The following is a 25,707-nucleotide window of genomic DNA, read 5'->3' as shown; positions in this document are numbered from 1 at the left end:
GGGCCACCCGGCCTTTCGCCTACTTGACGCTGTAGGCGCGGATCACGGTCGCGGTGTGCTGGTCACCGACGGAGTCCGCCGTGGTGGTGCGCAGCGAGACGAACCCGCCGGCCGGGTTGAGCACGACGGCCAGCCAGGAGCCGCCGGCCTTGATCACGGGCGCCCGCTTCCAGGTGACGCCGTCGTCCGCGGAGTACTCGACGCCCACGCCGGTGACCTTGGCCGTGGTGGTCGACCAGGGCTGGCGCAGCACGTCCACGGTGATCGGGAACAGTCCTCGGCGGGCCCGGTTGAGCTCGTCGAACGGGCCCGTGGTCCGCGCGTACATGAGCGGCAGCACGCCGTCCCCCTCCGACGAGCGGAACGTCCAGCTCGCCTCCGTCTTGGTGGACAGCGTCGACCACGGGATCCAGTCCGTGCGGGTGGCGCTGGCCTTCAGGACGTAGCGGGCCGACTCGGGGGGCAGACCGCCGAAGCTGGCGATGCCCGGTGTGCCGCTGGAGACCGGGTCGTAGCCTTCGAGCTGCAACGAGGTGTCGCCGGTCGCGGTGATGAACTGGAACGGCGCGAAGTTGCCGGTTCCGGCCTGCGCCGGGGAGAACATCGGGATGCCCACGGTGAGGTCGCCGTCGGAGCGGAAGATCCCGGAGCCGTGGTTGGGCGCCAGGGCCAGGGACGGGCCGACCGCCGCGCGGTTCCAGTACTCGGCGACCGTCTTGCCCGCCTGCGGCTTGCCGGTCATGGACAGCGCGAAGCCGAACGGGCCCGCGACGGGCTGGCCCGCCGGGCGCTGGAAGTTCATGGCCCCCGTCCAGTCTCCCTGCGCGGAGAGGTAGTCCGTCCGCGAACTCGGCATGCTGACCTCCGAGTACGGGGCGAACGCGGCCGACTGACCCGGCAGGAAGTACGCCAGGCGGGCGAACCGGGAGTCGGCCGGAACCCCCTGAGCCTGGAAGGCGACGTTGAAGCGGGCCTGGTCGCGGGTGCGCACGCGCCAGGACGGGTCGGCGGGGATGGTGTTGGAGGGCAGGGCGCCGGTGGCGTAGTACCGGTACGGGCGGGCGGCGCCGGGCGGCGACTGCAGCTCGGAGAACAGGCCGAACTCGAGCCCGGTCCCCTCGGCGACGGTGGTCGGCACGGCGTAGAGCTCGTCGCCGGCGGTGAGGGTGGTGAAGCCGGTGCCCCTGCTGTTGCCGATGCGCAGCACGTAGAACAGCGTGTGCTTGTCCTGCGTCGCCTCCGGCCGGTCCGCGACCGTGATCGCCGACTTGGCGCCGCGGCGGGCGTCGAAGGTGAGCGACTTGTCGGCGTCGAGCGCGACCCGGCTCTGGACCTCGAACGTGAGGCTGGCCCCGGCGTCGGCGGCGGTCGCGGTGAAGGCGTGGACGTGGTAGTCGCCCTTGGGCAGGCGTACGGTGGCGACGCCGTCGACCACGCGCGGGGAGGCGTTCGTCCCGCCCGGGGTGAGCGCGTTGATGAACACCTCCTGCTCCAGCTCGCCGTCGGCGGGCTTGCCGGCGCGGTCGGTCAGGGAGACGCGCATCGTGAACGACTCGGGCTCGGCGCTGACGCCCAGCGCGGTCTGAACCGAGACGCCCGCGGCGCTCGCGGCGAGCCTGGCGCTGAGGGAGCCGCCGGTCGAGGGGACCTTCGCCGGAGTCAGGGTAACCGGCGCCGTCGCGGTGCCGCCGGCGGGGACGGTGAGCGTGGCCGAGGCCGTCTCGAAGGCGTCGCTGCCGGTGATCGTGAGGTCGAGCGTGACGGGGGCGGAGCCGGCGTTGGTGTAGGTCACGTTCTTGGTGACCGGCTCGCTGGCGCTGTGCGGCCACGTCAGCCTCGCGAAGCTCAGACTGCCGTCGGCGTACACCTGCTGGGTGACGGCGCGGCCGACGTCCACGCGGCCGGCGCCGACGTTGAACACCGACTGCCCGCCGACCGGCGCGCTCGTGCTCATGAGCGCGGCCTTGAGCTGGGCGGCGGTCCAGGCCGGGTGGGCCTGTGCCAGCAGCGCGGCGGCGCCGGCGACGTGCGGCGCCGCCATCGAGGTGCCGCTGGCGGCGGTGTAGTACGGCCCGGCCGGGGTGCCCATGCCGGTGCCCTCGGCCCGGCCCGCCACGATGTCCTCGCCGGGGGCGGCGATGTCCGGCTTGACCGCGTCGTCGCCGACCCGCGGGCCCTTGCTGGAGAAGCCGCTGACCTGGTCGGTACGCCCGACGCTGCCCACCGCGAGCGCCGCGTTCGCGGCGGCGGGGCCGCCCACGGTGCCGGGCCGTGCGGAGTTGCCCGCCGCGGCCACGAACAGGGTGCCGGTCTCCTCGGTCAGGTTGTTGACCGCCTGCGAGAGCGGGTCGGTGCCGTCGGTGCCGAAGTTGGAGCCGAGGCTGAGGTTGACGATCTTCGCCTTGCCGGCCGCCCACTGCATGCCGGCGATGATGTCGGCGTCCTCGCAGAAGCGGGTCTGGCACACCTTGCCGACCAGGACCTTCGCCTTCGGGGCGACGCCGGCGTTGGCCGCGGTGACCGTGCCGGTGCCGGCGATGATCGAGGCGACGTGGGTGCCGTGCCCGACGGTGTCCTTCACGCCGTCGGGGCTGCCGGTGAAGTCCACGCTCTCGCCCAGGACGCTCAACAGGTCCGGGTGGTTCGCGTCGATGCCGGTGTCGAGGACGGCCACCGACACGCCGGTGCCGTCGTACCCGGCGGCGCGGGCGGCGGGGACGCCGATCTGCGCGTTCGAGCCCTCGTCCACCACCTCGTTGCGGCCGTTGAGCCACACCTTCGTGCCCTTCCCGGCGGCGGCGAGGCGCTGCCACAGGGACGTGGCCTCGGCCTTGGGCTGTTCGAGCGCCACCGCGCCGATACTGCCCAGATTGTGCGTCACGCGCGAGCCCGAGCCACGCGCCAGCGACGTGGGGTTGCCGGTGACGATCAGGGGGATCTCGTTCGTCGCCCTGTCGTCGAAGCCCGCGTCGGCGAGCGCGGTGACGTCGAACAACCGAGGGTCGAGCCGGCCCGCGGCCAGCAGCGGCGCGGCGTCGGACGGCACCACGCGCAGGTGGCCCTCGACGGTCCTGGCGGAGAAGCGGATCTTCTCCCGTCCCGGCCCGCGCGAGACCGCGCCGACGGTACGCCCCTCACGGTCCTGCGAAAGGGTGACCCGGTCGCCGGTGACCAGGGTGACGGACTTGGCGGACTTGCCGGCCTCGCTGACGGGTTTGGCGGTGATGACAGGTTCCGCCGCGCTCGCAGGCGACGGTAACAGGCCGAGCGTGGCGGCGAGTACCACGGCGGCGGCCGTTCTGAGGGGTGTGCGCATCGTGCGGCTTCCCTTCGGGCGGGGAAATCAGGGACATGAACGCCCGAGATGGCAGCATGGGCGCCGCACGCCGCTGTGCGGTCACCCACCGAGGCTCACGCGAGATCCCTGACTGATGTCAATGCGATCTTGACCACGTGGCAGGGACCTGTGAAGACCGGGTTCCCAGCAATGCTGTAAATGCGGCAGCGCTCAGATCCAGCCCCGCTTGGCGGCCTGGAGGCCCGCCTGGAAGCGGGTCCTGACGCCGAGTTCGGCCATGAGCGCGCGCATCCTGCGCTGCACGGTCGTGACGTGCCAGCCCAGGCGGCGGGCGGTCGCCGCGTCGGTCATCCCGGCGGCCAGGTAGCCGAGCAGTTGCCGGTGCTCCGCGCTGGTCTCGTGCGCGCGCTCGCCCGCGGTGATGGGCACCGACGACACCCAGATCAGCTCGAACAGGGTGCGCATCGCCACCAGCAGCGACGAGGAGTGCACGACGATGACCGCGTCCGGCGTGGCCGGGTGGTGCAGCGGGATGAAGCCCACGCGGTCGTCGCTGAGCTGGAGCTTGACCGGCACGTTGCCCACGCGCGCCTGCTCGCCGTGGCTGACGCGCTCCTCGATCCAGGCCATCCGCTCGGGCGACTCCATGGCCGAGGCGTCGTAGACGGTGCGCAGCCGTACGCCCTCCGGCAGCGGGCGGAAGCGGCCGAGCTCCGGCGAGATCAGGTACGGCGGGCGGCTCAGCCCGCAGATCTGCGACGTGGCCGCACTGTTGATCTGGCCGCAGCGCAGGCCCACGGCCTCAGAGCCGCGGACGATCTCCACCACGTCCTCGGGCCCCCGGTCGCGCCCGCCGGAGCGGTAGCGCCGCATCGCCTCGTCGGTGAGCAGCCTGACCTGCCGCAACTGCTCCTCCTTCGCCTGGACCAGGGAGCTGAGGGCGGCGTCGGGGGCGGTGACGGTGTAGAGGGCCGGTCGGCCGGCCAGCCGTACCACCAGGCCCTTGTCCTCCAGGGAGGAGAGCACGGCGCGGGCGGCGGCGCCCGCCAGCGAGCGGACCTGCGTGAGCGTCAGCGGAGGCTGGTCGACGAGCGCCAGCCACAGCCGCTCCTCCGCCTCGGTGAGCCCGACGGTGCCCAGCACGCCCGGTGGCGCGGCGGGTCTTCCGCCCGTGGTCCGCAGGGAGGTGGCCAGCGACAGCAGGTCCTCGCGCTCGGCCTCGCTGGTTCCGGTCGCGTCCAGCCATCTGCGCACGACCTCGGGACTGGCCCGGCAGCGGGCGGTCTCCATGCGCGAGACGTAGGACTGGCTGATGCCGATCTTCTCCGACAACTGGTATCCGGTCAGCCCTGCGCGGAGCCTGAGCTCCCGCAGCCCCTCGCCTAATCGCCGACCGGCCAGGGCGGATGCGTGTGGGGTGCGCACGTGATGAATCTAGGCGCTCGAACATGCATAGTCGACGCACAGCGGATGTATTAACGCGGGCGCCCAGTCTGTTCTCACACGCAGGAAACAACCTAGGAGCACAGATGAACCGTTCCGTCGTACGCGCCCACCGCTACTCCGTCGCCGAGTCCGACCTCGAGGAGTTCCTGGCCCGGCGCGGCTCGCTGATCGCCACCATCCGCGAGGCCCACCCGGGACTCACCCACGCGGTGCTGGTCAGGCTGGAGGACGGCACCTACAGCGACACCTGGCACTGGGAGAGCGCCCCGCAGATGGGCGCCGCCTTCGCCGACCTGCCCAACTTCCCCGAGGCCCCGCTGACCATGGCGCTGACCAAGGACGCCACCGCCCTGAACGGTCAGGTCGTCGACGAGGTCTGACGGTACCTTTCCATAGTCCGGTTCACGAAGGAGATCTGTGATGAGCACGTACGAGGGATTCTCGGCCGAAGAGCGGGCCGCGATGAAGGACCACGCGACGGAGATGAAGAAGGCGGCACGGCGCAGCACGAAGGCGGACAAGGCGGCGGAGGCGCTGAAGGACGTCCTGGAGAAGATCGCCGAGATGCCGGACGACGACAGGGCCCTGGGCGAGCGCGTCCATGCCCTCGTGACGGCCGCCGCCCCGTCCCTCGCCCCCAAGCTCTGGTACGGCCAGCCGGCGTACGCCCTGGACGGCAAGATCGTCTGCTTCTTCCAGGGCCGGGCCAAGTTCAAGACCCGCTACGCGACGCTCGGGTTCAGCGAGGACGCGAAGCTGGACGAGGGCCCGATGTGGGCCACCGCCTTCGCGCTGACCGAGATGACCCCCGAGGTCGAGGACCGGATCACCGCGCTGGTGAAGCGGGCCGCCGGCTGAGCCCGGTATCCTCGGGACCTCCCCTCCCCGGATTTGGTGATCTTGCTGCGTACGTCATCGGCCGCCGCGCCTGTCGTCTCGGGTCGTCGCGTGATCGCGGCCGTGGTGTGCGTGCAACTGGCCGCCTCGCTGGGCTACTACGCGGTCATGGCCCACCTGGTCACACACCTGCGCGACGACGTCGGGCTGCTCGCCGGCACGATCGCGCTGGTGCTCGGGCTGCGGGTGGGCCTGCAGTACGCGCTGTTCCTGCCCTTCGGCTGGCTGGTCGACCGGATCGGTCCCGGCCTGGCGGGGGCGGTGGCGTGCGTGTTCAGGGTCGGCGCGTTCGCCCTGCTCGGGCTGGCCGACCAGCTCGGCGGGTTCGTGGCCGCCGCCCTGCTGCTCGCGATCGGCGGGGCGCTGTTCCACCCCGCCGCCCAGACCTTACTGGCCAGGCTGCCCGGTGAGGTGCGGCCCAAGGGCTTCGGCACGTACGTGGTGACCGGGCAGATCGCCGCGGTCGCCGGTCCGCCGGTCGGGCTGCTCCTGCTGGGCGGCGGTTTCACGCTCGTGGCCGGCGCGGCGGCGACCGCCTGGGCGGTGTCGGCGGCGCTGTTCTGGACGCTGCGCGGGTGGGGCGGCCCCGACGGGAAGGCCCAGGGCCTCATGCTGGCGCGCGGCGTGGCCGAGGTCGTGCGCGACCGCCCGTACCTGCGCTTCGCCCTCGTCACCGCGCCCGGGACACTGCTGGTCAGCCAGACCGTGTCCGTGGTGCCGCTGAGCGTCCGCGACGCCGGTCTGACCACCCTCTTCTTCTGTACGGTCGCCGTCGCGACGGCAGGCGTCCAGCCGCTCGTGGCCAGGAGGGCCGCGCGCCCCTGGGTGATGCGGAGCGGCATGCTCTGCCTCGGGGCCGGCTACGTGGTCCTGGCCGCCTACCCCCTGCTGGCCGGCTGGGAGGTCGCGGTGCTGGTGGCGGCGGCCGTGTTCAACGGGCTGGGCAACGGGCTGACCACGCCCGCCGCCTTCCAGACGATCGTCGGCCGCGCGCCGGAGGGGCGGGTCGGCGTCTACAACGGCATGTACGCCTTCCTGTCCGGTCTGGTGGCCTTCGCGGGCGGGCTGGTGGTCGGGCGGCTGTTCGACGCCGGGTCGGTGACCGCCGCGCTGCTGGGCCTCGCCCTGCTGGCGACGGCCTCGGCGGCGGCCCACCGAGCGGGTCCTGCCGCGCGTCCCTGACGGATCCCGGACGGGCCGAGCCGTCCCGCGTCCTCCAGGGCCGCCCTACGCGACGCCCTGGACGCGCTCCTGCCTAAGCCCCCGGAAGGACGGCGTTCAGAGCGGTACGGGTGGTGATGCCGAGCTTGGGATAGATCCGGTGCAGGTGCGAGCTGACCGTGCGGTGGGACAGCCGGAGCCGCTCCCCGATCTCCTTGTTGGTCAGGCCCGCGGCGGCGAGCGTGGCGATCTGGTGTTCCTGCGGGGTGAGCCGCGTCGAAGGAGCCTTGCCCCGCGAGGTGGTCCGGCCGGTGGCGCGGATCTCGTTGCCCGCCCTGACCGCCCACGGCTGCGCGCCGAGCCACTGGAACGTGTCCAGCGCCGCCGTCAGGTGCTCGCGGGCCTTGGCCCGCGACTGGGCGCGGCGCAGGCGCACGCCGTAGGCCAGGTTCACCCGGGCCAGCTCGAACGGCCGGCGGTCCGCCCCCGGCACCGCCAGCGCCCGCTCGAACAGCGGCCAGGCCCGCGAGTCGGGGGCGACCATGGCGGCCGAGGCCGTCACGGTCATCGCCAGCCGGGGCGACAGCTCGGCGAGGCCCGCCTCACGCATCGCGCGCACGTGCGCCTCGGCCTCGGCGTGCCGGTTGGTGTGGACGGCCGCCTCGACCAGGTCCATGGCGGCCCAGAGGGCGAGGGGGACGTGCCGGGCCAGTTCGCCGGGCGGGCTGATGGCGCCGGCCTGGAGGAAGGCGTACTCGAAGTCGCCTTCGCCCAGGGCGGCGAGGGTGCGGGCGTGCCGGCCGTACCAGCGGGCCTGGTGCATGCCGCGTGACTCGGCCCAGCGCGCGATCTCGTCGGTCAGCGTCCTGGCCCGGTCGAAGTCGCCGCGGGCGGCGACCAGCAGCGCCTGGACGTGCTGGGCCGGCCACACCATCCGGTAGCCGAGCACCCGCGACAGCGAGAGCAGCTCGCCGAGCAGTTCGTCGGCCTGCGCCCACTGGCCGGAGAAGAAGTCGTCGATCGCCAGCGCGATCAGCGCGGTGTGCGTGGAGGTGCTTCCGCCGCCGGCGCGGCCCTCGTTCACGATCTGCCACAGGGCCTGCCTGCAGCCGCCGAGCCGGTCCAGGAAGATCGCCGAGTCGGCGATCCTGATGACGTCGGCGGGTTCGCCGGTCTCGCACAGGGCGCCGATCTCGGCGTCGAGCCAGCTCAGGTCCGCGGCCGAGGCGCGGGCGGGGTCGGCGTAGAAGCCCGTGCAGCGCACCAGGGTCTGCGGCAGGCCGGGACGGTCGAGCGCGGCCTCGTACCGCTCCCACAGCTCGGGACGGCCGGCGAACCAGCAGATGTACAGCAGCGTCTGGTACGCGTCGGCGAGCACCTCGCCCTTCGCGTCGCCGGCGTCGAGCGCGCCGAGCAGGTGGTGGAAGGCGGCGTCGACGTCGCCCTGCTCGGTCAGCAGCAGGTACGCGGCGGCGACCGCCGCCTCCAGCGCCTCACCCGAGGCGGGATCGGCCCGCCTGGCCTCGCTGAGCAGCAGGCCGAGGTCGCGCCGGTCACCGGCGAAGCGTTCGGCGTAGGCGGCCCGCGACAGGCGGCGGGCGCGGCCGGCGCGCTGCGGGCTCAGCTCGGCCGCCCTGCGCAGGACCGCCGCCGCGGCCGGCGCGTCGCCCCGGAGCAGTGTCGTGTCGGCGACCGTCTCCAGCAGGGCCGCGACCACCTCGTCGGGCCCGGTCGCCGCCTCCGCCAGATGCCAGGCACGGCGGTCGGGCCGGTCGGCCAGCGCTTCGGCGAGGGCGAGGCGGGCCTGGCGGCGCTCGCGGGCGGTCGAGGCGCCCATGATCCCGGAGCGGATCAGCGGGTGGCGGAAGAGCAGGCGCGGGGCGTCCTCGTCGATCTGGACCAGGTTCGCCCGCTCGGCGGGGGCCAGGCCCAGCAGTTCGTCGTCGCCCGAGGCGGCGCGCAGGACGCCGAGGTCGCCGGTGCCGTCGAGCACCGCGAGCAGCAGCAGGGTCCTGGTGGGCGGTGGGAGGTCGGCCACGCGGGAGGCGTACAGGGCCTGGACGCGGTGCAGCGGCGGGCGGGCGGCGTGGTCGGTCGCGCGCGGGTACGCCTGCCGGCCGCGTAAGGAGCCGGCCAGCTCCAGCAGGGCCAGCGGGTTGCCCTGCGCCTCGGCCATCAGGCGGGTCCGCACCCGGGGGGCGAGCAGGGGGTAGCGGGCGCGCAGGAGTTCGCCGGCGGCCTCGTCGTCCAGGCGGGGCAGCTCGTGCGTGGGAAGGGCGCCGTGGTCGAAGTGGCCGGGTGTCTCGGAACGGGCGGCGCCCAGGAACCCGGCCCGGGAGCCGGACAGGCGCCGGGCCACGAAGCTCAGCACCACCGCGCTCGACCGGTCCAGCCATTGCAGGTCGTCCACGACGAGGACGGCTTCGGCCTGCCGTACCAGGGAGAGGGTGGCGGCGGCCACGGCCATGAGGTCGGGCGGCGGGCGGTGGGCGCGGCCGAGGTCGAGCGCGGCGGCCAGCGCGGGGTCGCGGATCTCGGCGGACAGCGGCAGGAGCGCCTGGTTCAGTCCGGAGAAGGCGCCCTCCGCCTCGAACTCCACGCCCTCGGCGCGCAGGACGCGGCGACCGGCGGCCGAGGCCGTCGCGGCCGCCGCGTCGAGCAGCGTGGACTTGCCGATGCCCGGCTCGCCGACGAGGACGAGGGCGCGGCCGTCGGAGGACGCCTGATCGAGGAAGGCCGCGATCAGTTCCCGCTCCTCCGTACGGCCGAGCATCATCGCCTTCCACGGTACCCGGCGAGCGGGCGGGAGGGTCACGCCTTGTTCTGGGCCATCACGTACTGGACCGCCATGGAGATCGTGCCGCCGTGCCTGATCATGGGCTCGGTGAGAAGCGCGCGCTCCGGCGAGGTGTAGTCGGGGGTCCACTCGCTGATCACGACCGACACGTTGATCGGCACCGCGCCGGCCTGGATCATGCGGGCCTTGCCGTCCTCGTGGCCCTCGACGGTGACGCCCGCCGAGCAGTCGCTGGCGAAGTAGACCTCGAAGCCGTCCTTGAGCGCGGCCAGGACCGTCTGGGCCAGGCAGACCTCGGTGGACAGGCCCGCCATGATCAGCTTCCTGCGGTCGGTGGCCTCGACGGCGGCCCGCACGTCGGGGTCCGACCACGCGGCCGTCGTCGTGCGGTCGATCGGGGTGATGTCGGGGAAGACGTCGCTGATCTGCGTGAAGATCGGGTCGGGCAGCGGCCCGCCCTCGGCGCCGACCGTGGTCAGCACAGTCGGCACCTCCAGCAGCTTGGCCGCGCGGGCCAGCAGGGTGACGTTGTCGAGCAGGGCGTTGCCGTCGGTCTGGAGCATCGAGGCGACCCAGGGCTGGTGGTCGATGAGGACCACCGCGGAGTTGTCGATGGTGAGTTCGGTCGCGGTGTTGGTCATGGCTGTCCTTCTGTGCGGCGATGTGTCAGCGGATCTCACCGCCGATTGTCGGAAAGCCAGGAATCGGTCACTAGCGTCAAATGACGCTGTCGTGCGAAGCGTCGTAGCGGCGGCGGTTGTCGTTGATCTCGTGGCGGTGCGTGAGCGCCCATTCGCCGAGGCGGACGACGGAGTCCAGCAGGGTCGTTCCGAGCTCGGTCAGCGCGTAGTCGACCCGCGGCGGCACGCTGGGATGGACGTGGCGCGAGAGCAGGCCGTCGCGTTCGAGCTGGCGCAGGGTCCTGGTGAGCATGCGCTGGGAGATGCCGGTGACCGCGCGGTGCAGCTCGCCGAAGCGCAGGGTGCGGTCCTGGAGCCGGCCGATGACCAGGATGCTCCACTTGTCGCCGATCAGCGCCAGGATCTGGAGCACCTCCCTGCACGCCGTCAGATCGGGCTCGTCGAGGGTCTCCAACACTTACCTCCGTGTACGTCACTGACACAGATGTGCCGTCTTGTCCCCCACTTTAGTTACCGGCCATGCTGCTACGAACAAAGAGTAAGGGAGCAGGTCATGGCGAAGACATTGGTTGTCGTGGGTGCGGGTCCCGGGCTGGGAATGGGGGTCGCGCGGGCGTTCGGGCGCGCGGGCTTCCAGGTCGGGCTCGTCGCGCGTACCCCGGAGAAACTGGACGCGATGGTCGCGGAGCTGACGGGGCTGGGCATCGGCGCGGCGGCCTTCCCCGCCGACGTCCACGACCACGACGCCCTGTCCGCCGCGCTCGGCGCGGCGCGGGAACGGCTGGGCGCCGTCGACGTCCTCGAGTACGGCCCCAGCCCCACCGGCCCGATCACCGGGGCCGCGGCGACCACGGTGGAGTCGGCATCGGCGCAGGTGGAGCTGAACCTGCTCGGCGCCGTGCACGCGGTGGGCCGGGTGCTGCCGGACATGCGCGCCCGCGGCGACGGCGCGATCCTGCTGACCACCGGCGTCTCCTCGACGGTCCCCGCGCCGTTCCTGGCCAACGTGGGCGCGGCGATGAGCGGCCTGCGCAGCTGGGCGCACGCGTTGCACGCCGAGCTCAGGCCCGAGGGCATCTACGTGGGGACGATGACGATCGCCACCGCCATCGCGCCCGGCGGCGGGGAGGGCGACCCGGACGCCGTCGGCGCCCGCTACCTGCGCATGTACCGGCAGCGGGACCGGGCCGAGGAGGTCGTCGGCGACGTGGACGCCTTCCGCGCCCTCGTCGCCCGACGCTCCTGAGTCCGCTCAGGGCCGCCACATGGGCCAGAACTTCGCTCCTTCCGGCAGCAGGAGCGGGCGGCGTTCGACGTAGCCGTGCCTGGCGTACAGGCGGGTGCTCTCCGGGCTGCCGGACTCCAGGTAGGCGGGCAGGCCGTTCAGCGTGGCGTGGTGGTGGTCCATGAGGGCGCTGCCCAGGCCCTGGTTCTGGTGGTCGGGGCGCACGGCCAGGAACAGCAGGTGGTGGTGCGGCGCGTGGGGGTGGTTCTCCTCCAGGAGGTCGTCCACGACGCGGAAGCGTTCCACGTGCTCGCCCACCGCCTCCTCCAGGCGCCGGTCGTAGTCGTCCGGCGCGGGCACGGGCTCCTCGCGGTGGAACCAGACGGCGGCCCCCAGCAGCCCGGACTCGCCGGTGATGAGGTCGATGTGGCCGTGTTTGAGGGCGTCCTCGACGAGGATGGCGGCCCAGGCGGACATGACCGGCGCGCGCCGCTCGGGGTCGGGGATCATGTACGCCACGACCCCCAGACCGGCGAAGGCGGTGCCGACCAGGCCGGCCACCTGCTCGACGTCGGTGTAGGCGGCCCGTTGGACGACTCGGGACTCGGACACGGGGTGTGTTCCTTTCGGGGGTGTCAGGACGCGACGGCCTTGGCGCCCTGGCCGATCTGGAGGTAGACGCCCGGGCGGTGGAGTTGCAGGACGTAGGCCCAGATCAGGCCGAGGACGGCGGCGATGCCGTACAGGCTGGGCAGGATGATCGCGAGCGGGTCGCCCTCGGGGACGCCGAGCAGGGTGGAGAAGTTGGTGATGGCCAGCCCGAGCATGACGACCAGGATGACGGCGGCGGCCACGGGGGCGTAGAGGGTGTGGGTGCGGGACTCGTTGTGGGGGTTGCGGGCGAAGTAGATCGGCACGGAGATCGCGGTCACGGTGAGCAGGACCAGGATGCCGAAGCCGCCGAGCGTGCCGCCGAAGTAGAACAACTGGACCATCGGGTCGAGTCCGAGGATCGCGTAGACGGCGACGACCAGCAGGGCGAGGCAGCTCTGGGCGATGGATCCGGTCTTGGGCGCCCCGGTGCGGGCGGTGGTGCGGCCGAACACCTCGGGCAGCACGCGTTCGCGGCCGAGCGCGAACAGGTAGCGGGCGCTGGTGTTGTGGAAGGAGAGCATGGCGGCGAAGGTGCTGGTGATGAACAGGACCCGGCCGATGGTGGCGATCACGCCGCCCATGTGGTCGGCGGCGAGGACGAAGATGGTCTCCGCGCTGTCGCGGCGGGCGACGGCGGCGACGTTGGCGGGCCCGATGGCCACCTGCATGGCCCACGACGACAGCGCGTAGACGCCGGCGATCACGGCGACGGACAGGTAGGTGGCCGCGGGGATGGTACGGCGCGGCTCCCGCGACTCCTCGGAGAACACCACGGCCGCCTCGAACCCGACGAACCCCAGGATGGCGATGACCAGCAGCGCCCCGATCCCGGGCGAGAACAACGCGGCCGGCGACAGCGCCTCCCAGGCCAGCGACGCCCCCGCCGGGTTCAGCAGGTCGGCCAGGTCGAACAGGAGGATGACGCCGATCTCGGCGGTCAGCAGCACGGCCAGCACCCGGCCGTTGAGATCGACCCTGGACAGGCCCAGCACGAGGACCAGGACCCAGGCCAGCAGCGCGACGACCCACCACGGCACGGTGACGCCGAGCCAGGCGGCCAGCAGCGGTACGGACGCGGCACCGAACACGCCGTACAGGGCGATCTGGATGGAGTTGTACGCCAGCAGCGCGCCCCAGGCGGCGGCGACTCCGGCCGGGCGGCCCAGGCCGTGGGTGACGTAGGTGTAGAACGCCCCGGCGTTGGCCATGTAGCGGGCCATGGCCACGTACCCGACGGCGAACAGCGCGAGGACCGCGCCGACCACGAGGAACGCGATGGGCAGGCCGGTGATCCCGGTGACGGCGTAGCCGGTGGTCACCACGCCGGCGATGACGCTGAGCGGCCCCGCGGCCGACAGGACGAAGAACGCGACGGCGGGCACGCCCAGGCGGTTGGCGGCCAGCGCGGCGGTGATCCGGTCGCCTGGGGGGTGGCGATGCTGGGTCACGGGGGTTCCTTTCCAGGAGGTCAGAGACGGCGGGTGCGATAGGTGAGGACGGCGTTGCCGACGGCGGCGCGTACCTGGCGGGCGAGGACGGTCAGCGGCGTGGGCAGCGCGCGCACCACGGTCGCCAGGTACGCCTCGCCGCTGCGGCGCATGTCGGGGTCGTTCAGCAGCACGGGGGTCAGGCCGCAGGCGTCGACCAGGGCGAGGAGCATCATGTCCTGGTCGGGGACGGGCCGGTGGGAGACCAGGCAGCCGCGCAGCCGCTCCGGCGGCCAGGCGGCGCGGGCGAAGACGGCACGGGAGGCGTAGCGGTAGCGGCTCTGCCGGTTCTTCAGCAGGCGGGGCTGCTCGCGGACGAGCAGGCCGCCGCCGATGAGCCGGTCGGCGACCAGCGTGGTGGACTGGCTCTCCAGGTAGGCCAGCCAGGTGGGGATGGAGGTGTGCTGCGGGTGGGCGAGGAGTTCCGCCAGCACGCCCGCGGCCAGGGGATCCTGCACGGCGCCCCTGCCGACGACGGCGAGCTGCTCCTCGCGTACGGCCAGCCGCCCGGCGAACACCAGCTCGCCCAGGAGCGCTCCTGCCAGCGCGAGGGCGATGCCGTGCGGGTGCAGGCGGGGCTGGCCGGAAATGGTGACGTCCCAGGCGACCAGGAACAGATCATCGGCCAGCGGAAGGCTAGGTCGGGGTGCCATGATCCATTCAGGGGCCTCCTGTCGGGATTTGCCAGCCCGCAAATCCGCATTTTTCCAACCCGGCCGATCATGGTGAATACACACACAAGGCGTCAAGCATCACTTGACTCTTCAGACGTATCGGCATGAACATAAATCACGATATGTCTCTCCGTTAGCGGAGATGGCGGTTTACGTGGGGTTCTATGCCAAGCTCGCAGCTTATGAGGCCACTATGAGGGCGATGGGCTATTCAGCCCGGTCAAATGGGACTTGCGGTCACCGCAGCCGGGTCTCCAGGCCGTCCAGGACACATTCCAGCCCCTCCTCGAACTCCCGGTCACGGGATTCTCGCTGGTCCTGGCCGCGCTGGGCGGCGTACAGGGCGGCCAGCCTGGGGTAGGCGCCGACGGCCCGCTCGGCGGCGGGCCACAGGCGCTCCGCCCATTCCTGCTCGCTCTGCCCGCTGCGCGCCAGCCGGGTCAGCCACGCGGCCTCGCTGGTCGCCCGGCCGATGACGTAGGCCATGACCGTGTTCAGCGCCCGGTCGGCCCCCTCCAGGGAGAAACCGCCCGCCTCGAACACGGCGAGCGTGCTCTCCGACAGCCGCAGCACGTTCGGCCCCAGGTAGGCGACGCCCGCCTCGCCGAGCACGGACCCGATCCAGGGATGGCGCAGCAGCCCCGCGCGCACGCCGCGCGCGTACCGGGTGATGGCCGCCCGCCAGTCCTTTCCCGGCACCGGCGGCTCGACCTCGCCGTAGACCTCGTCCACGACCAGTTCGAGCAGTTCCTCCTTGCTGGCCACGTGCGTGTACATGGAGGTGGCGCCGGCTTTGAGCCGCGTGCCCAGCTTGCGCATGCTCAGGGCGTCGATGCCCTCGGCGTCCAGCAGTTCGAGCGCGGCGGCGACGATCTGCTCGCGGCTCAGCGCCGGCTGCTCGCGCCGCTGGGGGCGCGGACGGGTCCACACCGACAGCTCCTTCATGCCTTCTCCTCGCCTCGCGCACTCCCTCCGCACAGTGTACGGCTTGCGCACACCCATCTCACTCCGTACAGTGTTCGGACACCGCACACTGTACGGAGGCAGCCATGACATCCCCTTTCGACACCGACCGGTGGCAGGCCAGGCTCGACGAGCTGCGCGCCGCCCACCGCGTGCCAGGGGCGACGCTGGCCGTGCTGACCGGCGGCGACGTCCACGAGCTGGCCGGCGGCCTGCTCCACCGCGGCACCGGCGTGGCCGCGACGCCCGGCTCGGTGTTCCTGGCCGGGTCGCTGGCCAAGGTCTACACCGCCACCCTCGTGATGCAGCTCGCCGGCGCGGGCGAGCTGGACCTGGACGCGCCCGTGGCGAGCGTGCTGCCCGAGTTCGGCACCCCGGACCCGGACGCCACCCGGGCGATCACGGCCAGGCGGCTGCTGTCGCACACCGGCGGCATGACCAACGACTTCATGTACGACTCGGGGCGCGGCGACGACTGCCTGGCCCGGTACGTCCGCGCCCTGCGCGAGGTGCCGCTGGACTGCCCGCCCGGCTCGGTGCTGTCCTACGGCAGCTCCGGGTACGTGGTGCTGGGCCGGATGGTCGAGGTGCTGACCGGCGGCACCTGGGACCGGGCGCTCAGGGAGCGGGTGTTCGAGCCGCTGGGGCTGGAGCACTCGATGACGCTGCCCGAGGAGGCGTTGCGCTTCCGCGCCGCGATGGGCCACGTCGGGGAGGATCCGGAACCGGCGCCGCTCTGGGACGTGATGCCGCGTTCGGCGGGGCCGTACGGGAGGGTGATCGTCTCGGCCGGTGACGTCGTGCGCTTCGCCAGGATGCACCTGGACGGCGGGCTCGCGCCCGGCGGCGCCCGCGTGCTGAACGCCGGCGCGGTCGCCGCGATGCGGCGGCGCGAGGCCGACAGCCTGGACAAATGGTCCATGTCGGCCGACGGCTGGGGCCTGGGCTGGACCCTGTACGACTGGGACGGGACCCCCGGCTTCGGCCACGAGGGCAGCGCCGTCTCCCAGTTCTCGTTCCTGCGCGTGGTCCCGCACGCGGGCGTGGCGGTCGCGCTGCTGGCCAACGGCGGGGCGGCCGGCCGCCTGTACGCAGAGCTGTTCGCCGAACTGCTCGGCGAGCTGGCAGGGGTACGGCTGCCGCCGCCCTTCGCCCCACCGGCGAACCCGCCGGAGGTGGACCTGGAGCCGCTGCTGGGCACCTATCCCCGGGCCGGGGTCGTCACCACCATCACCAGGGGCGCCGACGGCGGCGGCCGGCTCCGCTACGAGTTCGTCGAGGAGATGCGGCATCTGGCCCCGCCGATGGAGGCCGATCTGGTGCCGGTCTCGCGCACGGCGGCGAGCACGGTGTTCGCCGCCGTGGGCATGCCGGCCGGGGAGGAGTGCTGGCCCGTGGTGTGCGCCAGGTTGCCGGACGGCCGGCCGTACGTGCAGGTCGGCATGCGGGTCGCGGTGAAGGCTTCCTGACCCTAGGGCGCCACGGCGCCGTCCAGGGCCACGCCGTAGATCCGTGCGACCCTGATCCTGATCACCACCCGCCGGTCACGCACCATCCGCTCGAAGAACTCCTGTTCGTCGGCCGGATCGGTGATCCCGAAGATCGGCAGCAACTCCCGGGTCGTGGCGTCGCCCGGCTCGGCGGCCACCTCGGAGAGCTCCGCCGCGCCCTCCACCACGGCGTAGGCCAGCGGCGTCTCGCCCTGCACGTGGAAGGTCGCCCGAGGGTCCTTCAGCAGGTGCTTCACCTTGATCCGGCCGTCGACCGACGGCACCCGGACGATCCGCTCCACGGGGTCCCAGGCGAAGACCATCGAGGCCAGATGCGGCTGCCCGCTGCCCTTCAAGGTCGCCAGCACCCCGAACCGCTGCCCGCCGAGGATGCCCAGCGCCTCCTCCTCGGTGATGGCCCGGGGTCCGGGGCCCTGTCCAGGACGGAGCTCAGTCTTCTCTGTCATGGTCACCAACGTAGGCGATCACCGGGTCAGCTCGGCCTGGGCATCTGCTGGGTGGCGCAGTGAATGCCGCCGCCCTCGCCGAGGGTGTCCACGGGCACCTGGACGACCTCGCGGCCCGGGTAGAGGTCGGCGACTACGGCGGCGGCGTCCCTGTCGGCCTTCCCGTCGCCGAAGCGGGGCAGGATGACGCCGTCGTTGACCACGTAGTAGTTGACGTAGGTGGCCAGGAAGCCCTCGCCGCGGCGGCCGATGTCGACCGGCTCGGGCAGCTCGACGAGCTCCAGCCGCTTGCCGCGGGCGTCGACGGCCGTGTTCAGCACCTTGCGGGCCTGCTTGTAGGCGGCGTTCCAGACGTCCTGGGGAGCGTCCTCCGGCGGGGTGCTGATCACCACGACGCCGGGCTCGGAGAAGCGGGCGAGGGCGTCGACGTGGTAGTCGGTGATGTCCTTGCCCTTGATGCCCTCGACCCAGATGAACGTGGTCGCGCCGACGGTCTCGGTCAGCGCGCGCTCGATGTCGGCCCGGCTCTTGCCGGGGTTGCGGTTGTCGTTGGCCAGGGAGCTCTCGGTGGCCATCAGCGTGCCCGCGCCGTCGACCTCGATCGAGCCGCCCTCTCCGACGATCGGCGCCTGGATCCTGGGTACGCGCTCCCTGGCCAGGATCCGGCGGGCGACGTCCTTGTCCCGCGCGTGCTCCTGCTTGCGTCCCCAGCCGTTGAAGTTGAAGTCGACGCCGGCCAGTTCCTTGCCCCTGAGCACGAACGTGGGGCCGGTGTCGCGCATCCACAGGTCGTCGACCGGGATCGGCACCACCTCGACCTGGGAGCCGCAGGCGCGCTGGGCGGCCTTGACGTCACCCGGGTTGGCGAGGAGCACCAGCGGCTCGAACTCGGCGACGGCGCGGGCGATCCCGGCGATGTCCGCGCGCACCCCCGCGGTGTCGGACTCCCAGATCAGCTCGGTAGGCCAGGACATGAACGTCTTCTGGTGCGGATGCGTCTCCTCCGGCATCACCCACCCGGCGGCCCGCGGGGCAGGCCCCTGGTTCGCCGCCCCCGCCCCCGTCACGGACGTGCCGCACGCGCTCAGCGCGCCGCCCATGGCGGCCAGGATCGCCGTTCGCAGTGTCTGACGTCGAGATATCCGCACCTCAGTGCCCCCACCCTGTCTGAAAATTCAGTCAGTGCTATCGTGCTCATCGACTGAAGATTTAGTTCGTCAGCGAGCGGGCCGGCCGCTACACCGACGAGGCCATGGAGCTCGGCGAGGACCCGCGCGAACAGCTCGAACTGCTCCTGCTCCTCGAACTGCAGGACATCCCCGCGGTCCGGGAGAACAGCGCGGCCTGGGGCGAACTGCGCGCCAGCGCCGTCTTCAACCCCGGCCTGCGCGAGCCGCTCAACGCCTCGACGCGCGCCTGGGCCGACGACGTGGCCGGGCTGGTCGGGCAGGCGCGGGCCGCGGGGCTGGCCGCCGCCGGAGCCGATCCGCTCGACGTCGCGGAACGGCTGACCGCCCTGGTCGAAGGCGTGAGCGAGCGCTGGCTCAGCGGGTCGGCGACCCTGGAGCGCGCCCGCGAACTGGTGAAGGGCGCCGTCGTCGCGGAACTCGGCCCGAGGCAGGAAGCTCCCTGAACTATGGTGGATCTTGAGTGGGGGGCAGGAGACCACGACCCGGAAGGCGGAATCCGGATATGCCAGACACTCCGATCGACCTGCAGAACGACCGGCCGCACTCGGCGCGGGTCTACGACTACATCATGGGCGGCCGGGCCAACTTCGCCCCCGACCGGGAGACCGCGGCCAAGGTGCTGGCCGACTGGCCGGGCCTGCGTACCTCGATGCTGGCCAACCGGGCCTGCATGCACCGGATGGCCCGCCACCTCGCCGGCGCGGGCCTGCGGCAGTTCGTCGACATCGGTTCCGGCATCCCGTCCTCCCCCAACCTGCACGAGGTCGTCCAGGAGAGCGCCCCGGAGTCGCGGATCGTCTACGTGGACAACGACGTCATCGTCCTGGCGCACGCGCGGGCCCTGCTGGCCGGCACGCCCGAGGGCCGTACCGTCTACATCCAGGCCGACATGCGCTCACCGCGGGCGCTGCTCGGCGATCCGGCCCTGCACGAGGTGATCGACCTGTCCCGGCCGGTCGCGCTGACGGTCATCGCCATGCTGCAGTTCGTGCGCGACGCCCAGGACCTGGTGGAGACCCTGCTCGACCCGCTGCCTCCCGGCAGCCACCTGGCCGTCACGATCCCCACCGCCGACCTGGCCCCCGAGTCGGAACGGCTGGCGCGCGAGTACACCGACCGCGGCATCCCCATGTACCTGCGCACCCGGGCCGAGGTGGAACGCCTGTTCACCGGTCTGGAACTCCTGGAACCCGGCGTCGTCCCGATGCCCCGCTGGCGCCCCGACCCCGGCGACCCGCCCCTGCCCGACGTCGCCACCAACATGTACGCCGCGGCAGGCCGTAAAACCTAGGAAGGTTCGTCGACGACGGCCACCGCGTCGACCTCCAGCAGGTACTCGGGCCTGGACAGCGCGGCGACCCCCACCAGCGTGTCGGCGGGCTTGTGGTCGCCGAACAACGCGACCCTGCCCTCCTCGATCTGCGCGAGGTGCTCCCGCCGGTACCCGGCCACGAAGATCGTCAGTTTCGTCACCTGGTCAGGACGGGCGCCGGCGGCGGCGAGCGCGTGGCCGATGTTCGCGAACACCTGGCGTGCCTGGACCGCCATGTCGCCAGACCCGATGAGATTTCCGGATCTGTCCTCGGCCACCTGCCCGGAGACGAAGACCATCCGCGTGCCGGTCGCGATCACGACGTGGCTGTAGGTCTCCGGCGGCTCGAGCTCTTCGGGGTTGACGGACTCCAATGCCATGGCGGCACTCTATGCGATCAAGGGCGGCGACCGGCGTAGTGGTGGATGATCAGGGCCGCGACGAAGCCGACACAGGCGACCCCGGCCACCAGGCCGACGACCTGGGCGGCGCCTCCGGTGCTCCTGCCGATCGAGTTGCCGATCACGTTGACGGCGGCCGAGACGAGGAAGCCGATCCACAGGGCCAGGCGGCGGGGGTCGTTCATGCCGCCACTCTAGGAAGCGCTTCGCCGGGGAGGAAATGCCGCTGCCTGCCCCCTCGTGGTGGTGCTGGCTGCAGCTCCGCCCGGACCTCCCCGGTGTTCGGGTACGGCACAGCCGGGCATAAGTCTTCATTGCCCTGACACCGCCAGAAACATGCTGTTCGACGATGGAGGCCATCATGGGCTTGGGCAAGCTTCTGCACCGGCACGAGGAACACGCCGAGCACGGCGGCACGATCGACCGCCCCCGCGCGTACGGCGTGGGCGCCGCGATCGGGTTCCTGGGCCGGCGGCGCGAGGTGTTCACCCGCCTGGCCGCCAGGTCCGGGGTGCGGACCGGCGACCGGGTGCTCGACGTGGGCTGCGGCACCGGCTACCTGACCAGGATTCTCGCCCCGATCGCGGCCGAGGTGACCGGCGTGGACCCCTCGCCGGCGATGGTCGAGCACGCCCGCTCGCGCGCCCCGCGCAACTGCTCCTACCTGGTGGGCGAGGGGCAGGCGCTGGCCCTGCCGGACGGCTCGTTCGACGTGGTCATGTCGACGCTCGCGGTCCACCACATCCCGGCCGACCTGCGCGGCGCCGCCGTACGGGAGATGTTCAGGGTGCTGCGTCCCGGCGGGCGGCTGCTCATCGCCGAGTTCCGGCCGCCGACTGGTCCGGTGGCCGGGCGGATCGTGGGCGTGCTGAGCGGGCCCGCCATGCGGCACAGCCCGCGCGATCTGCTCGGCGACCTGATCCCCGACGCGGGCTTCCGGGTCGACGGCGAGGGCGAGCTCAGCCCGATGATCTACTACGTCACCGCCGTGCGCGGCTGATCAGGGCCACTGCGGATCGGGGTCGACGCGCTGGCCGATGCGGCGGCCGATCTGCGTCAGGGCCGCTACCTGCTCGGCGGTCAGGACGTCGAAGATGAAGTGGCGGACGGCCGCGACGTGGCCGGGGGCGCTGGCCACGACCAGGTCCCATCCGGCCTCGGTCAGCACCACGTTGGTGTAGCGGCCGTTGTCGGGGCAGCGCTCCCGGCGTACCCACTCGCGTTGTTCGAGGCGTTTGACCACGTTGGACAGGCGGGACAGCGAGCCGTTGACGATCGCGGCGAGGGCGCTCATCCGCATGGTCCGGCCCTGGGCCATGGACAGCGCCGACAGCACGAAGTACTCGAACATGGTCAGCTCGGCGTCGCGCTGCAACTGGGCGTCGAGCGCGGCGGGCAGTTTCACCATGAGCTCGGCGAGCGCCATCCAGGCTTCCAGCTCGGTGCCGTCCAGCCATCGGGGCTGCTCGGCGGGGCCGTTCGCGGGTTGCTGCACGCCTTCGATCCTATGGCCGGGTTGACGCGACGGCCGCTCACACTTCAATCTTGAAGTCATCAACAGAGTTCAAGCTTGAAGTGTGAGGGAGACGAGTGGTGAAGGTCATCGCGGTTGTGGGTGCGACGGGGGCCCAGGGTGGCGGCCTGGCGCGGGCGATCCTGGGCGATCCGGCCGGGGAGTTCGCGGTACGGGCGCTGACGCGCGACCCCGGCTCCGAACGGGCCAAGGAACTGGCCGCCTTGGGCGCGGAGGTGGTCGAGGCCGATCTCGACGCTCCGGCCGGCCTGCTTCGTGCCTTCGAGGGGGCACATGGGGCGTACGTCATGACGAACTTCTGGGAGCCGCGCACCCCGGAGCAGCAGCAGGCGCGCACGCCCGCCGAGATGGAACTGGCGCAGGCGGCCAACGCCGCGCGGGCGGCCGGTGAGGCGGGGCTCCGGCACGTGATCTGGTCGACGCTCGCCGACACACGGCCCTACTTCCCGCCCGGCGACGCGTACCGGGTGCCGCACGCCGACTCCAAGGCCGACGGCGACCGGTTCTTCGCCGCGTCGGGGGTGCCGACCACGTATTTGCGGGCCTCGGTGTACTACGAGGCGTTCACCAGCCTCTTCGCCCCGAGCAGGAACGAGCGGGGCGAACTTGTCCTCGCGCTCGGCTTCGGCTCCGCGCGCGTCCCCGCCCAGGCGGCCGAGGACGTCGGCAGGACCGCGTACGGGATCTTCCGCGAGGGTACGGCGATGGCCGGCGAGGTCGTCAGCGTGGCCGGATCGACCCTGACCGGAGCCCAGTACGCCGAGGCGCTCACCACGGCGCTCGGCGAACCGGTGACCTACCAGCCGATCAGCCCCGAGGCGATCCGCGCCTCGGGTGCGCCCGGGGCCGAGGAGGTCGCGAACATGCTCACCTACTTCGCCGCCGCCGAACAGGACCTCCTGGGCACGATCGACGACGCCCTGCTCCGCCGCCTCAACCCAGGACTACTGTCGTTCCCCGCCTGGCTGGAGAACCACAAGGAAGCCTTCAGCCGGATCTGACCGCCGAACAGGGCCGGCCGTGGGTTGCGAGGGGCGCCTTCGGCAGGATCTAGGCGCCGAGCAGGGCCGCCAGCCGTTCCAGATCGTCGATCGCGAGGTCGGCGGGGACGCCCTTGAGCGCGGCCACCACGGCGCCCGCGGCCTTGCCCGCCGCGACGCCCGGGGCGGTGTCCTCGACCACCAGGCACCTGGCCGGATCCACGCCCAGCCGGGCGGCGGCGGTCAGGTAGCCCTCGGGGTCGGGCTTGCCGTGGGTCACGTCGTCCAAGGTCAGCAGGAGCGGCGGGGCGATGTCCGCGATGGCCAGCGACGCCTTGGCCGTCCTGGCGTCGGCGCTGGTGACCACCGCCCACGGCAGCCCCCGCCGCTCCAGCGTCGCCAGCAGCGCGGCCGCGCCCACCCCCGGCACGATGCCGGACATGTCGGCATGCTGGATGGCCTGGAGGCGGGCCGTCGAGGCGTCGGCCGCGGCCTCGTCCAGGTGGGGCAGCAGCCGCCGCACCGTGACCTCGCCCGGCCTGCCGTGCGCGATCGCCAGCACTTCCTCGGGCTCCAGCCCGTGCTCAAGCGCCCACGACGTCCAGGCGCGCTCGACCGACCGGTCGGTGTCCACCAGCGTGCCGTCCATGTCGAGCAGGACGGCTTCGACATCCGTCAGGTTCATGGTTGCTCCTAATATCCTCGTTGTACGAGGATAATGACATGGCACGTGATCGATCGGAAAGGGCACGGTGGCGCAGCGCGGCCGACCTGCTGGCGCTGGTACGGCGGGAGCCGGGCATCACCAGAGCCGAAGCCGCCCAGCGGCTGGACCTCAGCACCGGCTCCGCGACCGAGATCACCGCCAGGATGCGCGAACTGTGCCTGCTGGACGAGGCCCCGGCCCCCGCCTCGGGTCGCGGCCGGCCCACCACGCTGCTGCGCCCCCACCCGCGTGGGCCGATGGTCGTGGTGGCCGACCTGCGCCAGGAGGACTGGCGGTGCGCCGTGGCGGCGGTGGACGGACAGGTGCGCATCCTAGAATCCGCCCGTCACGACACCCGCGACCCCCGCCTCGTGCTGGGCAGACTCGGCCAGGCGGTCGAACGGGCACGACGACGCTTCCCCGACCGGGTGCGCGCGATCTCCGTGGCCGTACCGGGCGTGGTCAGCGGCGGCCGCCTGGTCCAGGCCGCGACACTCGACTGGAGCCCGGAAGACCTGGCCGATCTCACCGATCTCGTGGATCTCGCCGGGAACAGCGGGGACGCGGACGAGCCCGGGGGCGGTGGGGGTGTTTCGCTGCTGGTGGGCAACGATGCCACGCTGGCCGGGGTGGCGGAGGCGCGTACCGGATGTGCGGCGGGGGCTGGGACGGCGCTGCACCTGCTGGTCGAGGTCGGCATCGGTGGCGCGCTCATCCACGACGGGCGGCCGGTCCCGGGCCAGGGCGGTGCCGGGGGCGAGTTCGGCCACCTTCCCTTCGGGGACCGGAGCCTGAGGTGCCCGTGCGGGGCCCGAGGCTGCTGGGATCTGGAGGTCGACGGCCGCGCCCTGGCCCGCCACCTGGGCGAACCGCCGCCCGCCGACCCGCGGACCTTCACCCGCACCGTCCTCGACCGGACCGACGCCGCCGCGCGCCGGGCGGTCGGGAGCGTCGTGGCCGCACTGGGGTCGGGCATCGCCGGGCTGGTCAACGCGCACGACCCCGAGCTCGTCACCCTCGGCGGCCTGGCCGTGCCACTGCGCGCCGCCAACCCCACCGCGTTCGACGCCGCCTACACCGACGGCCTCATGACCTTCCTCAGAGCACGGCCGCCCGCGGTGCTCGACGCCCGCCACGGTGACGCCGGCGCGCTGAACGGCGCCGCCGCCGTCGGCCTCGACCAGGTCACGGGCGAGTCCGCGCTGGCCGCATGGGCCCGGGAGCGTCGCCCCCGATAGGCGTGGACGCGGGAGCGGTGCCGTCCGCGGGGGCCTCCAGGCGGGACACCACCTCCACCACCTCGGGGAAGGCGTCGATGAACGCGTCGACGTCATAGGCGGCGAAGTCCTCGCGCCGCCTGACGCCGCTCTGCATGCAGGCGACGAACCGCAGCCCCGCGCCGTTGGCGGCCTGGGCGTCACCGGGTGAGTCGCCGACGTACACGCACTGGCGGGGTTCGAGGCCGGTGGCGGCGAGGAGTTCGTCGAAGGCGCGGGAGTCGGGCTTGGCGTGGCGCATGTTGCCCGCGTGGTAGACGGCGGCCAGGCGGCCGGTCAGCGCGTGTCCGGGCGCGAGCAGGTGCTCGACCTCCGTCTCCGTGCGCGAGGTCAGGAGCATGAGGGCGCGGCCCTGGGCGGTGAGCGCGTCGAGCGCGCCGAGGTTCTCGCCGGCCACGACGTCCAGCCGCCCGTCCTCCACGTACGCGCGCAGCACGGCAGGGTAGGCGGCGGAGAAGGCGGCGAGGTCGACCCCGGGCGAGCGCAGCGGCATCGCCTCCAGCAGCGGCTGTCCCCAGGTGGCCAGGTGCGCGGCCCGGGACATCGGCGCAGCGCCGATCAGTGCCAGGACCTCGTTCTCGAGGTCGAAGCAGGCCGCCTCGGTGAGGCAGAGCGTGTCGTCGACGTCAATCACCACGGCGCGGATCATTCCGGACACGATACGGAAGCCTGGAGCCCCCGACGCCTCTGATCCAGATATTGACGACCTGGCGGGCAGGGGTTAACGTCGCATGTAATTAAAAGGAAACTTTCCTAAGAGTTTCTGACGCTTCTCTTCATCCCACCCCCCAAGCATCGGATGTCGGAGCACCATGAAGCATCGCAAGGCACTCGCAGTCCTGGCGGCCTTACTCCTGCCACTCGGCGCAGCGGTGGTCGCCCCGCCCATGGCCTACAGCGCCAGCAGTACCACACAGGTGGCCTTCGCCGAATGGGCGCCGTGGACCGCCTACACGACAGGCACCCGGGTCACCTACAACGGCGTCGAGTACGAATGCCGCCAGAGCCACACCTCCCAGCCCGGCTGGGAGCCGCCCAACGTCGGCGCCCTGTGGAAGACCACGGGCGGCGGCGGTGGTGACACGACCGCACCCTCGGTCCCCGGCA

Annotated in this window: 28 protein-coding genes; 12 read left to right on the top strand and 16 right to left on the bottom strand. The window is 72.4% G+C overall.

Features of this window, described 5'->3' with window-relative positions:
- Positions 1–19: 19 nt before the first annotated feature.
- Together ACIBEJ_RS23585 and ACIBEJ_RS23580 are read right to left on the bottom strand one after the other, a co-directional pair.
- Positions 20–3,316 carry a S8 family serine peptidase gene (locus tag ACIBEJ_RS23585; RefSeq protein WP_397184937.1) on the bottom strand — a complete coding sequence of 1,099 codons (3,297 nt, stop codon included), beginning with the start codon at positions 3,314–3,316 and terminating at the stop codon, positions 20–22.
- A gap of 192 nt (positions 3,317–3,508) precedes the next feature.
- On the bottom strand, positions 3,509–4,723 hold the full coding sequence (locus tag ACIBEJ_RS23580) for a helix-turn-helix domain-containing protein (RefSeq protein WP_397184936.1): 1,215 nt from the start codon (positions 4,721–4,723) through the stop codon (positions 3,509–3,511).
- Between the two features lie 104 nt (positions 4,724–4,827).
- On the opposite strand from ACIBEJ_RS23580, the gene ACIBEJ_RS23575 reads away from it, so the two are divergent.
- From ACIBEJ_RS23575 to ACIBEJ_RS23565, 3 genes are all read left to right on the top strand, one after another.
- Positions 4,828–5,124: a hypothetical protein gene (locus tag ACIBEJ_RS23575; RefSeq protein ID WP_397184935.1), complete on the top strand. Its 297-nt coding sequence runs from the start codon at positions 4,828–4,830 to the stop codon at positions 5,122–5,124.
- Between the two features lie 40 nt (positions 5,125–5,164).
- A complete protein-coding gene (locus tag ACIBEJ_RS23570; protein ID WP_397184934.1) occupies positions 5,165–5,602 on the top strand; it encodes an iron chaperone in 438 nt (145 codons plus the stop codon).
- A gap of 90 nt (positions 5,603–5,692) precedes the next feature.
- A complete protein-coding gene (locus ACIBEJ_RS23565; RefSeq protein WP_397184933.1) occupies positions 5,693–6,823 on the top strand; it encodes an MFS transporter in 1,131 nt (376 codons plus the stop codon).
- Positions 6,824–6,896: 73 nt separating this feature from the next.
- On the opposite strand, the gene ACIBEJ_RS23560 is transcribed toward ACIBEJ_RS23565, so the two are convergent.
- From ACIBEJ_RS23560 to ACIBEJ_RS23550, 3 genes are all read right to left on the bottom strand, one after another.
- On the bottom strand, positions 6,897–9,578 hold the full coding sequence (locus ACIBEJ_RS23560) for an AAA family ATPase (protein WP_397184932.1): 2,682 nt from the start codon (positions 9,576–9,578) through the stop codon (positions 6,897–6,899).
- Between the two features lie 35 nt (positions 9,579–9,613).
- Positions 9,614–10,240, bottom strand: a complete 627-nt coding sequence (locus tag ACIBEJ_RS23555) for an isochorismatase family protein (protein ID WP_397184931.1) — start codon at positions 10,238–10,240, stop codon at positions 9,614–9,616.
- 76 nt (positions 10,241–10,316) lie between these two features.
- Entirely contained in the window at positions 10,317–10,697 is a 381-nt protein-coding gene (locus ACIBEJ_RS23550; protein ID WP_397184930.1) for a winged helix-turn-helix transcriptional regulator, read from the bottom strand.
- Between the two features lie 96 nt (positions 10,698–10,793).
- Here ACIBEJ_RS23550 and ACIBEJ_RS23545 point away from each other — a divergent pair, with 96 nt between their 5' ends.
- Positions 10,794–11,486, top strand: a complete 693-nt coding sequence (locus ACIBEJ_RS23545; RefSeq protein ID WP_397184929.1) for an SDR family NAD(P)-dependent oxidoreductase — start codon at positions 10,794–10,796, stop codon at positions 11,484–11,486.
- Between the two features lie 6 nt (positions 11,487–11,492).
- On the opposite strand, the gene ACIBEJ_RS23540 is transcribed toward ACIBEJ_RS23545, so the two are convergent.
- The 4 genes from ACIBEJ_RS23540 to ACIBEJ_RS23525 form a co-directional block, all read right to left on the bottom strand.
- Positions 11,493–12,077 (bottom strand): GNAT family N-acetyltransferase, encoded by a 585-nt coding sequence (locus ACIBEJ_RS23540; protein WP_397184928.1) that lies wholly within the window; start codon positions 12,075–12,077, stop codon positions 11,493–11,495.
- Between the two features lie 23 nt (positions 12,078–12,100).
- A complete protein-coding gene (locus ACIBEJ_RS23535) occupies positions 12,101–13,567 on the bottom strand; it encodes an APC family permease (RefSeq protein WP_397184927.1) in 1,467 nt (488 codons plus the stop codon).
- 20 nt (positions 13,568–13,587) lie between these two features.
- Positions 13,588–14,259: a GPP34 family phosphoprotein gene (locus tag ACIBEJ_RS23530; protein WP_397184926.1), complete on the bottom strand. Its 672-nt coding sequence runs from the start codon at positions 14,257–14,259 to the stop codon at positions 13,588–13,590.
- A 258-nt stretch (positions 14,260–14,517) separates the two neighbouring features.
- Entirely contained in the window at positions 14,518–15,225 is a 708-nt protein-coding gene (locus ACIBEJ_RS23525; RefSeq protein ID WP_397184925.1) for a TetR/AcrR family transcriptional regulator, read from the bottom strand.
- A gap of 104 nt (positions 15,226–15,329) precedes the next feature.
- On the opposite strand from ACIBEJ_RS23525, the gene ACIBEJ_RS23520 reads away from it, so the two are divergent.
- Complete coding sequence (locus ACIBEJ_RS23520; protein ID WP_397184924.1) at positions 15,330–16,712, top strand: serine hydrolase domain-containing protein; 1,383 nt, start codon at positions 15,330–15,332, stop codon at positions 16,710–16,712.
- 2 nt (positions 16,713–16,714) lie between these two features.
- Here ACIBEJ_RS23520 and ACIBEJ_RS23515 read toward each other — a convergent pair whose 3' ends face one another.
- Positions 16,715–17,200 (bottom strand): pyridoxamine 5'-phosphate oxidase family protein, encoded by a 486-nt coding sequence (locus tag ACIBEJ_RS23515; protein WP_397184923.1) that lies wholly within the window; start codon positions 17,198–17,200, stop codon positions 16,715–16,717.
- A 26-nt stretch (positions 17,201–17,226) separates the two neighbouring features.
- Positions 17,227–18,174, bottom strand: coding sequence for an agmatine deiminase family protein (locus ACIBEJ_RS23510; protein ID WP_397184922.1), 948 nt, complete (start codon positions 18,172–18,174; stop codon positions 17,227–17,229).
- Here ACIBEJ_RS23510 and ACIBEJ_RS23505 point away from each other — a divergent pair.
- The 3 genes from ACIBEJ_RS23505 (at position 18,173) to ACIBEJ_RS23495 (ending at position 19,681) form a co-directional block, all read left to right on the top strand.
- On the top strand, positions 18,173–18,331 hold the full coding sequence (locus ACIBEJ_RS23505) for a hypothetical protein (RefSeq protein ID WP_397184921.1): 159 nt from the start codon (positions 18,173–18,175) through the stop codon (positions 18,329–18,331). The two genes, ACIBEJ_RS23510 and ACIBEJ_RS23505, sit on opposite strands and share 2 nt — an antisense overlap.
- Before the next feature lie 121 nt (positions 18,332–18,452).
- Complete coding sequence (locus ACIBEJ_RS23500; RefSeq protein ID WP_397184920.1) at positions 18,453–18,833, top strand: TetR family transcriptional regulator C-terminal domain-containing protein; 381 nt, start codon at positions 18,453–18,455, stop codon at positions 18,831–18,833.
- Positions 18,834–18,892: 59 nt separating this feature from the next.
- Positions 18,893–19,681 (top strand): SAM-dependent methyltransferase, encoded by a 789-nt coding sequence (locus ACIBEJ_RS23495; RefSeq protein ID WP_397184919.1) that lies wholly within the window; start codon positions 18,893–18,895, stop codon positions 19,679–19,681.
- On the opposite strand, the gene ACIBEJ_RS23490 is transcribed toward ACIBEJ_RS23495, so the two are convergent.
- Both ACIBEJ_RS23490 and ACIBEJ_RS23485 read right to left on the bottom strand, forming a co-directional pair.
- Positions 19,678–20,082 (bottom strand): RidA family protein, encoded by a 405-nt coding sequence (locus ACIBEJ_RS23490; RefSeq protein ID WP_397184918.1) that lies wholly within the window; start codon positions 20,080–20,082, stop codon positions 19,678–19,680. The two genes, ACIBEJ_RS23495 and ACIBEJ_RS23490, sit on opposite strands and share 4 nt — an antisense overlap.
- A 17-nt stretch (positions 20,083–20,099) precedes the next feature.
- The gene (locus ACIBEJ_RS23485; protein ID WP_397184917.1) at positions 20,100–20,288 is read right to left on the bottom strand and encodes a hypothetical protein; all 189 of its coding nucleotides are present in this window, start codon (positions 20,286–20,288) and stop codon (positions 20,100–20,102) included.
- 176 nt (positions 20,289–20,464) lie between these two features.
- Here ACIBEJ_RS23485 and ACIBEJ_RS23480 point away from each other — a divergent pair, with 176 nt between their 5' ends.
- On the top strand, positions 20,465–21,103 hold the full coding sequence (locus ACIBEJ_RS23480; RefSeq protein WP_397184916.1) for a class I SAM-dependent methyltransferase: 639 nt from the start codon (positions 20,465–20,467) through the stop codon (positions 21,101–21,103).
- On the opposite strand, the gene ACIBEJ_RS23475 is transcribed toward ACIBEJ_RS23480, so the two are convergent.
- Positions 21,104–21,598, bottom strand: a complete 495-nt coding sequence (locus tag ACIBEJ_RS23475) for a MarR family winged helix-turn-helix transcriptional regulator (protein ID WP_397184915.1) — start codon at positions 21,596–21,598, stop codon at positions 21,104–21,106.
- A gap of 98 nt (positions 21,599–21,696) precedes the next feature.
- On the opposite strand from ACIBEJ_RS23475, the gene ACIBEJ_RS23470 reads away from it, so the two are divergent.
- Positions 21,697–22,638, top strand: coding sequence for an NmrA/HSCARG family protein (locus ACIBEJ_RS23470; protein WP_397184914.1), 942 nt, complete (start codon positions 21,697–21,699; stop codon positions 22,636–22,638).
- Positions 22,639–22,687: 49 nt separating this feature from the next.
- On the opposite strand, the gene ACIBEJ_RS23465 is transcribed toward ACIBEJ_RS23470, so the two are convergent.
- On the bottom strand, positions 22,688–23,302 hold the full coding sequence (locus tag ACIBEJ_RS23465; protein WP_397184913.1) for an HAD-IA family hydrolase: 615 nt from the start codon (positions 23,300–23,302) through the stop codon (positions 22,688–22,690).
- Between the two features lie 38 nt (positions 23,303–23,340).
- Here ACIBEJ_RS23465 and ACIBEJ_RS23460 point away from each other — a divergent pair, with 38 nt between their 5' ends.
- Positions 23,341–24,561: an ROK family protein gene (locus ACIBEJ_RS23460; RefSeq protein WP_397184912.1), complete on the top strand. Its 1,221-nt coding sequence runs from the start codon at positions 23,341–23,343 to the stop codon at positions 24,559–24,561.
- Here the strand turns inward: ACIBEJ_RS23460 and ACIBEJ_RS23455 are convergent.
- On the bottom strand, positions 24,509–25,249 hold the full coding sequence (locus ACIBEJ_RS23455; protein WP_397184911.1) for an HAD family hydrolase: 741 nt from the start codon (positions 25,247–25,249) through the stop codon (positions 24,509–24,511). The genes ACIBEJ_RS23460 and ACIBEJ_RS23455 overlap by 53 nt on opposite strands.
- 163 nt (positions 25,250–25,412) lie before the next feature.
- Here ACIBEJ_RS23455 and ACIBEJ_RS23450 point away from each other — a divergent pair.
- A partial coding sequence (locus tag ACIBEJ_RS23450) for a carbohydrate-binding protein (RefSeq protein WP_397184910.1) occupies positions 25,413–25,707 on the top strand: 295 nt, incomplete at its 3' end.

Source organism: Nonomuraea sp. NPDC050790, from assembly GCF_044456745.1.
In the GTDB taxonomy this organism is placed as follows: Bacteria; Actinomycetota; Actinomycetes; order Streptosporangiales; family Streptosporangiaceae; genus Nonomuraea.
The sequence above is the reverse complement of the archived record's forward strand: the minus strand, read 5'-3'. Positions and strand labels throughout refer to the sequence as shown.

What these genes read in the sequence shown, in the direction of transcription:
- ACIBEJ_RS23585 (WP_397184937.1), bottom strand. Translation starts at nt 3,316, where the DNA reads ATGCGCACACCCCTCAGAACGGCCGCCGCCGTGGTACTCGCCGCCACG.
- ACIBEJ_RS23575 (WP_397184935.1), top strand. Translation starts at nt 4,828, where the DNA reads ATGAACCGTTCCGTCGTACGCGCCCACCGCTACTCCGTCGCCGAGTCC.
- ACIBEJ_RS23570 (WP_397184934.1), top strand. Translation starts at nt 5,165, where the DNA reads ATGAGCACGTACGAGGGATTCTCGGCCGAAGAGCGGGCCGCGATGAAG.
- ACIBEJ_RS23560 (WP_397184932.1), bottom strand. Translation starts at nt 9,578, where the DNA reads ATGATGCTCGGCCGTACGGAGGAGCGGGAACTGATCGCGGCCTTCCTC.
- ACIBEJ_RS23555 (WP_397184931.1), bottom strand. Translation starts at nt 10,240, where the DNA reads ATGACCAACACCGCGACCGAACTCACCATCGACAACTCCGCGGTGGTC.
- ACIBEJ_RS23545 (WP_397184929.1), top strand. Translation starts at nt 10,794, where the DNA reads ATGGCGAAGACATTGGTTGTCGTGGGTGCGGGTCCCGGGCTGGGAATG.
- ACIBEJ_RS23530 (WP_397184926.1), bottom strand. Translation starts at nt 14,259, where the DNA reads ATGGCACCCCGACCTAGCCTTCCGCTGGCCGATGATCTGTTCCTGGTC.
- ACIBEJ_RS23525 (WP_397184925.1), bottom strand. Translation starts at nt 15,225, where the DNA reads ATGAAGGAGCTGTCGGTGTGGACCCGTCCGCGCCCCCAGCGGCGCGAG.
- ACIBEJ_RS23520 (WP_397184924.1), top strand. Translation starts at nt 15,330, where the DNA reads ATGACATCCCCTTTCGACACCGACCGGTGGCAGGCCAGGCTCGACGAG.
- ACIBEJ_RS23515 (WP_397184923.1), bottom strand. Translation starts at nt 17,200, where the DNA reads ATGACAGAGAAGACTGAGCTCCGTCCTGGACAGGGCCCCGGACCCCGG.
- ACIBEJ_RS23505 (WP_397184921.1), top strand. Translation starts at nt 18,173, where the DNA reads ATGAACGTCTTCTGGTGCGGATGCGTCTCCTCCGGCATCACCCACCCG.
- ACIBEJ_RS23510 (WP_397184922.1), bottom strand. Translation starts at nt 18,174, where the DNA reads ATGTCCTGGCCTACCGAGCTGATCTGGGAGTCCGACACCGCGGGGGTG.
- ACIBEJ_RS23500 (WP_397184920.1), top strand. Translation starts at nt 18,453, where the DNA reads ATGGAGCTCGGCGAGGACCCGCGCGAACAGCTCGAACTGCTCCTGCTC.
- ACIBEJ_RS23495 (WP_397184919.1), top strand. Translation starts at nt 18,893, where the DNA reads ATGCCAGACACTCCGATCGACCTGCAGAACGACCGGCCGCACTCGGCG.
- ACIBEJ_RS23490 (WP_397184918.1), bottom strand. Translation starts at nt 20,082, where the DNA reads ATGGCATTGGAGTCCGTCAACCCCGAAGAGCTCGAGCCGCCGGAGACC.
- ACIBEJ_RS23485 (WP_397184917.1), bottom strand. Translation starts at nt 20,288, where the DNA reads ATGAACGACCCCCGCCGCCTGGCCCTGTGGATCGGCTTCCTCGTCTCG.
- ACIBEJ_RS23480 (WP_397184916.1), top strand. Translation starts at nt 20,465, where the DNA reads ATGGGCTTGGGCAAGCTTCTGCACCGGCACGAGGAACACGCCGAGCAC.
- ACIBEJ_RS23465 (WP_397184913.1), bottom strand. Translation starts at nt 23,302, where the DNA reads ATGAACCTGACGGATGTCGAAGCCGTCCTGCTCGACATGGACGGCACG.
- ACIBEJ_RS23460 (WP_397184912.1), top strand. Translation starts at nt 23,341, where the DNA reads ATGGCACGTGATCGATCGGAAAGGGCACGGTGGCGCAGCGCGGCCGAC.
- ACIBEJ_RS23455 (WP_397184911.1), bottom strand. Translation starts at nt 25,249, where the DNA reads ATGATCCGCGCCGTGGTGATTGACGTCGACGACACGCTCTGCCTCACC.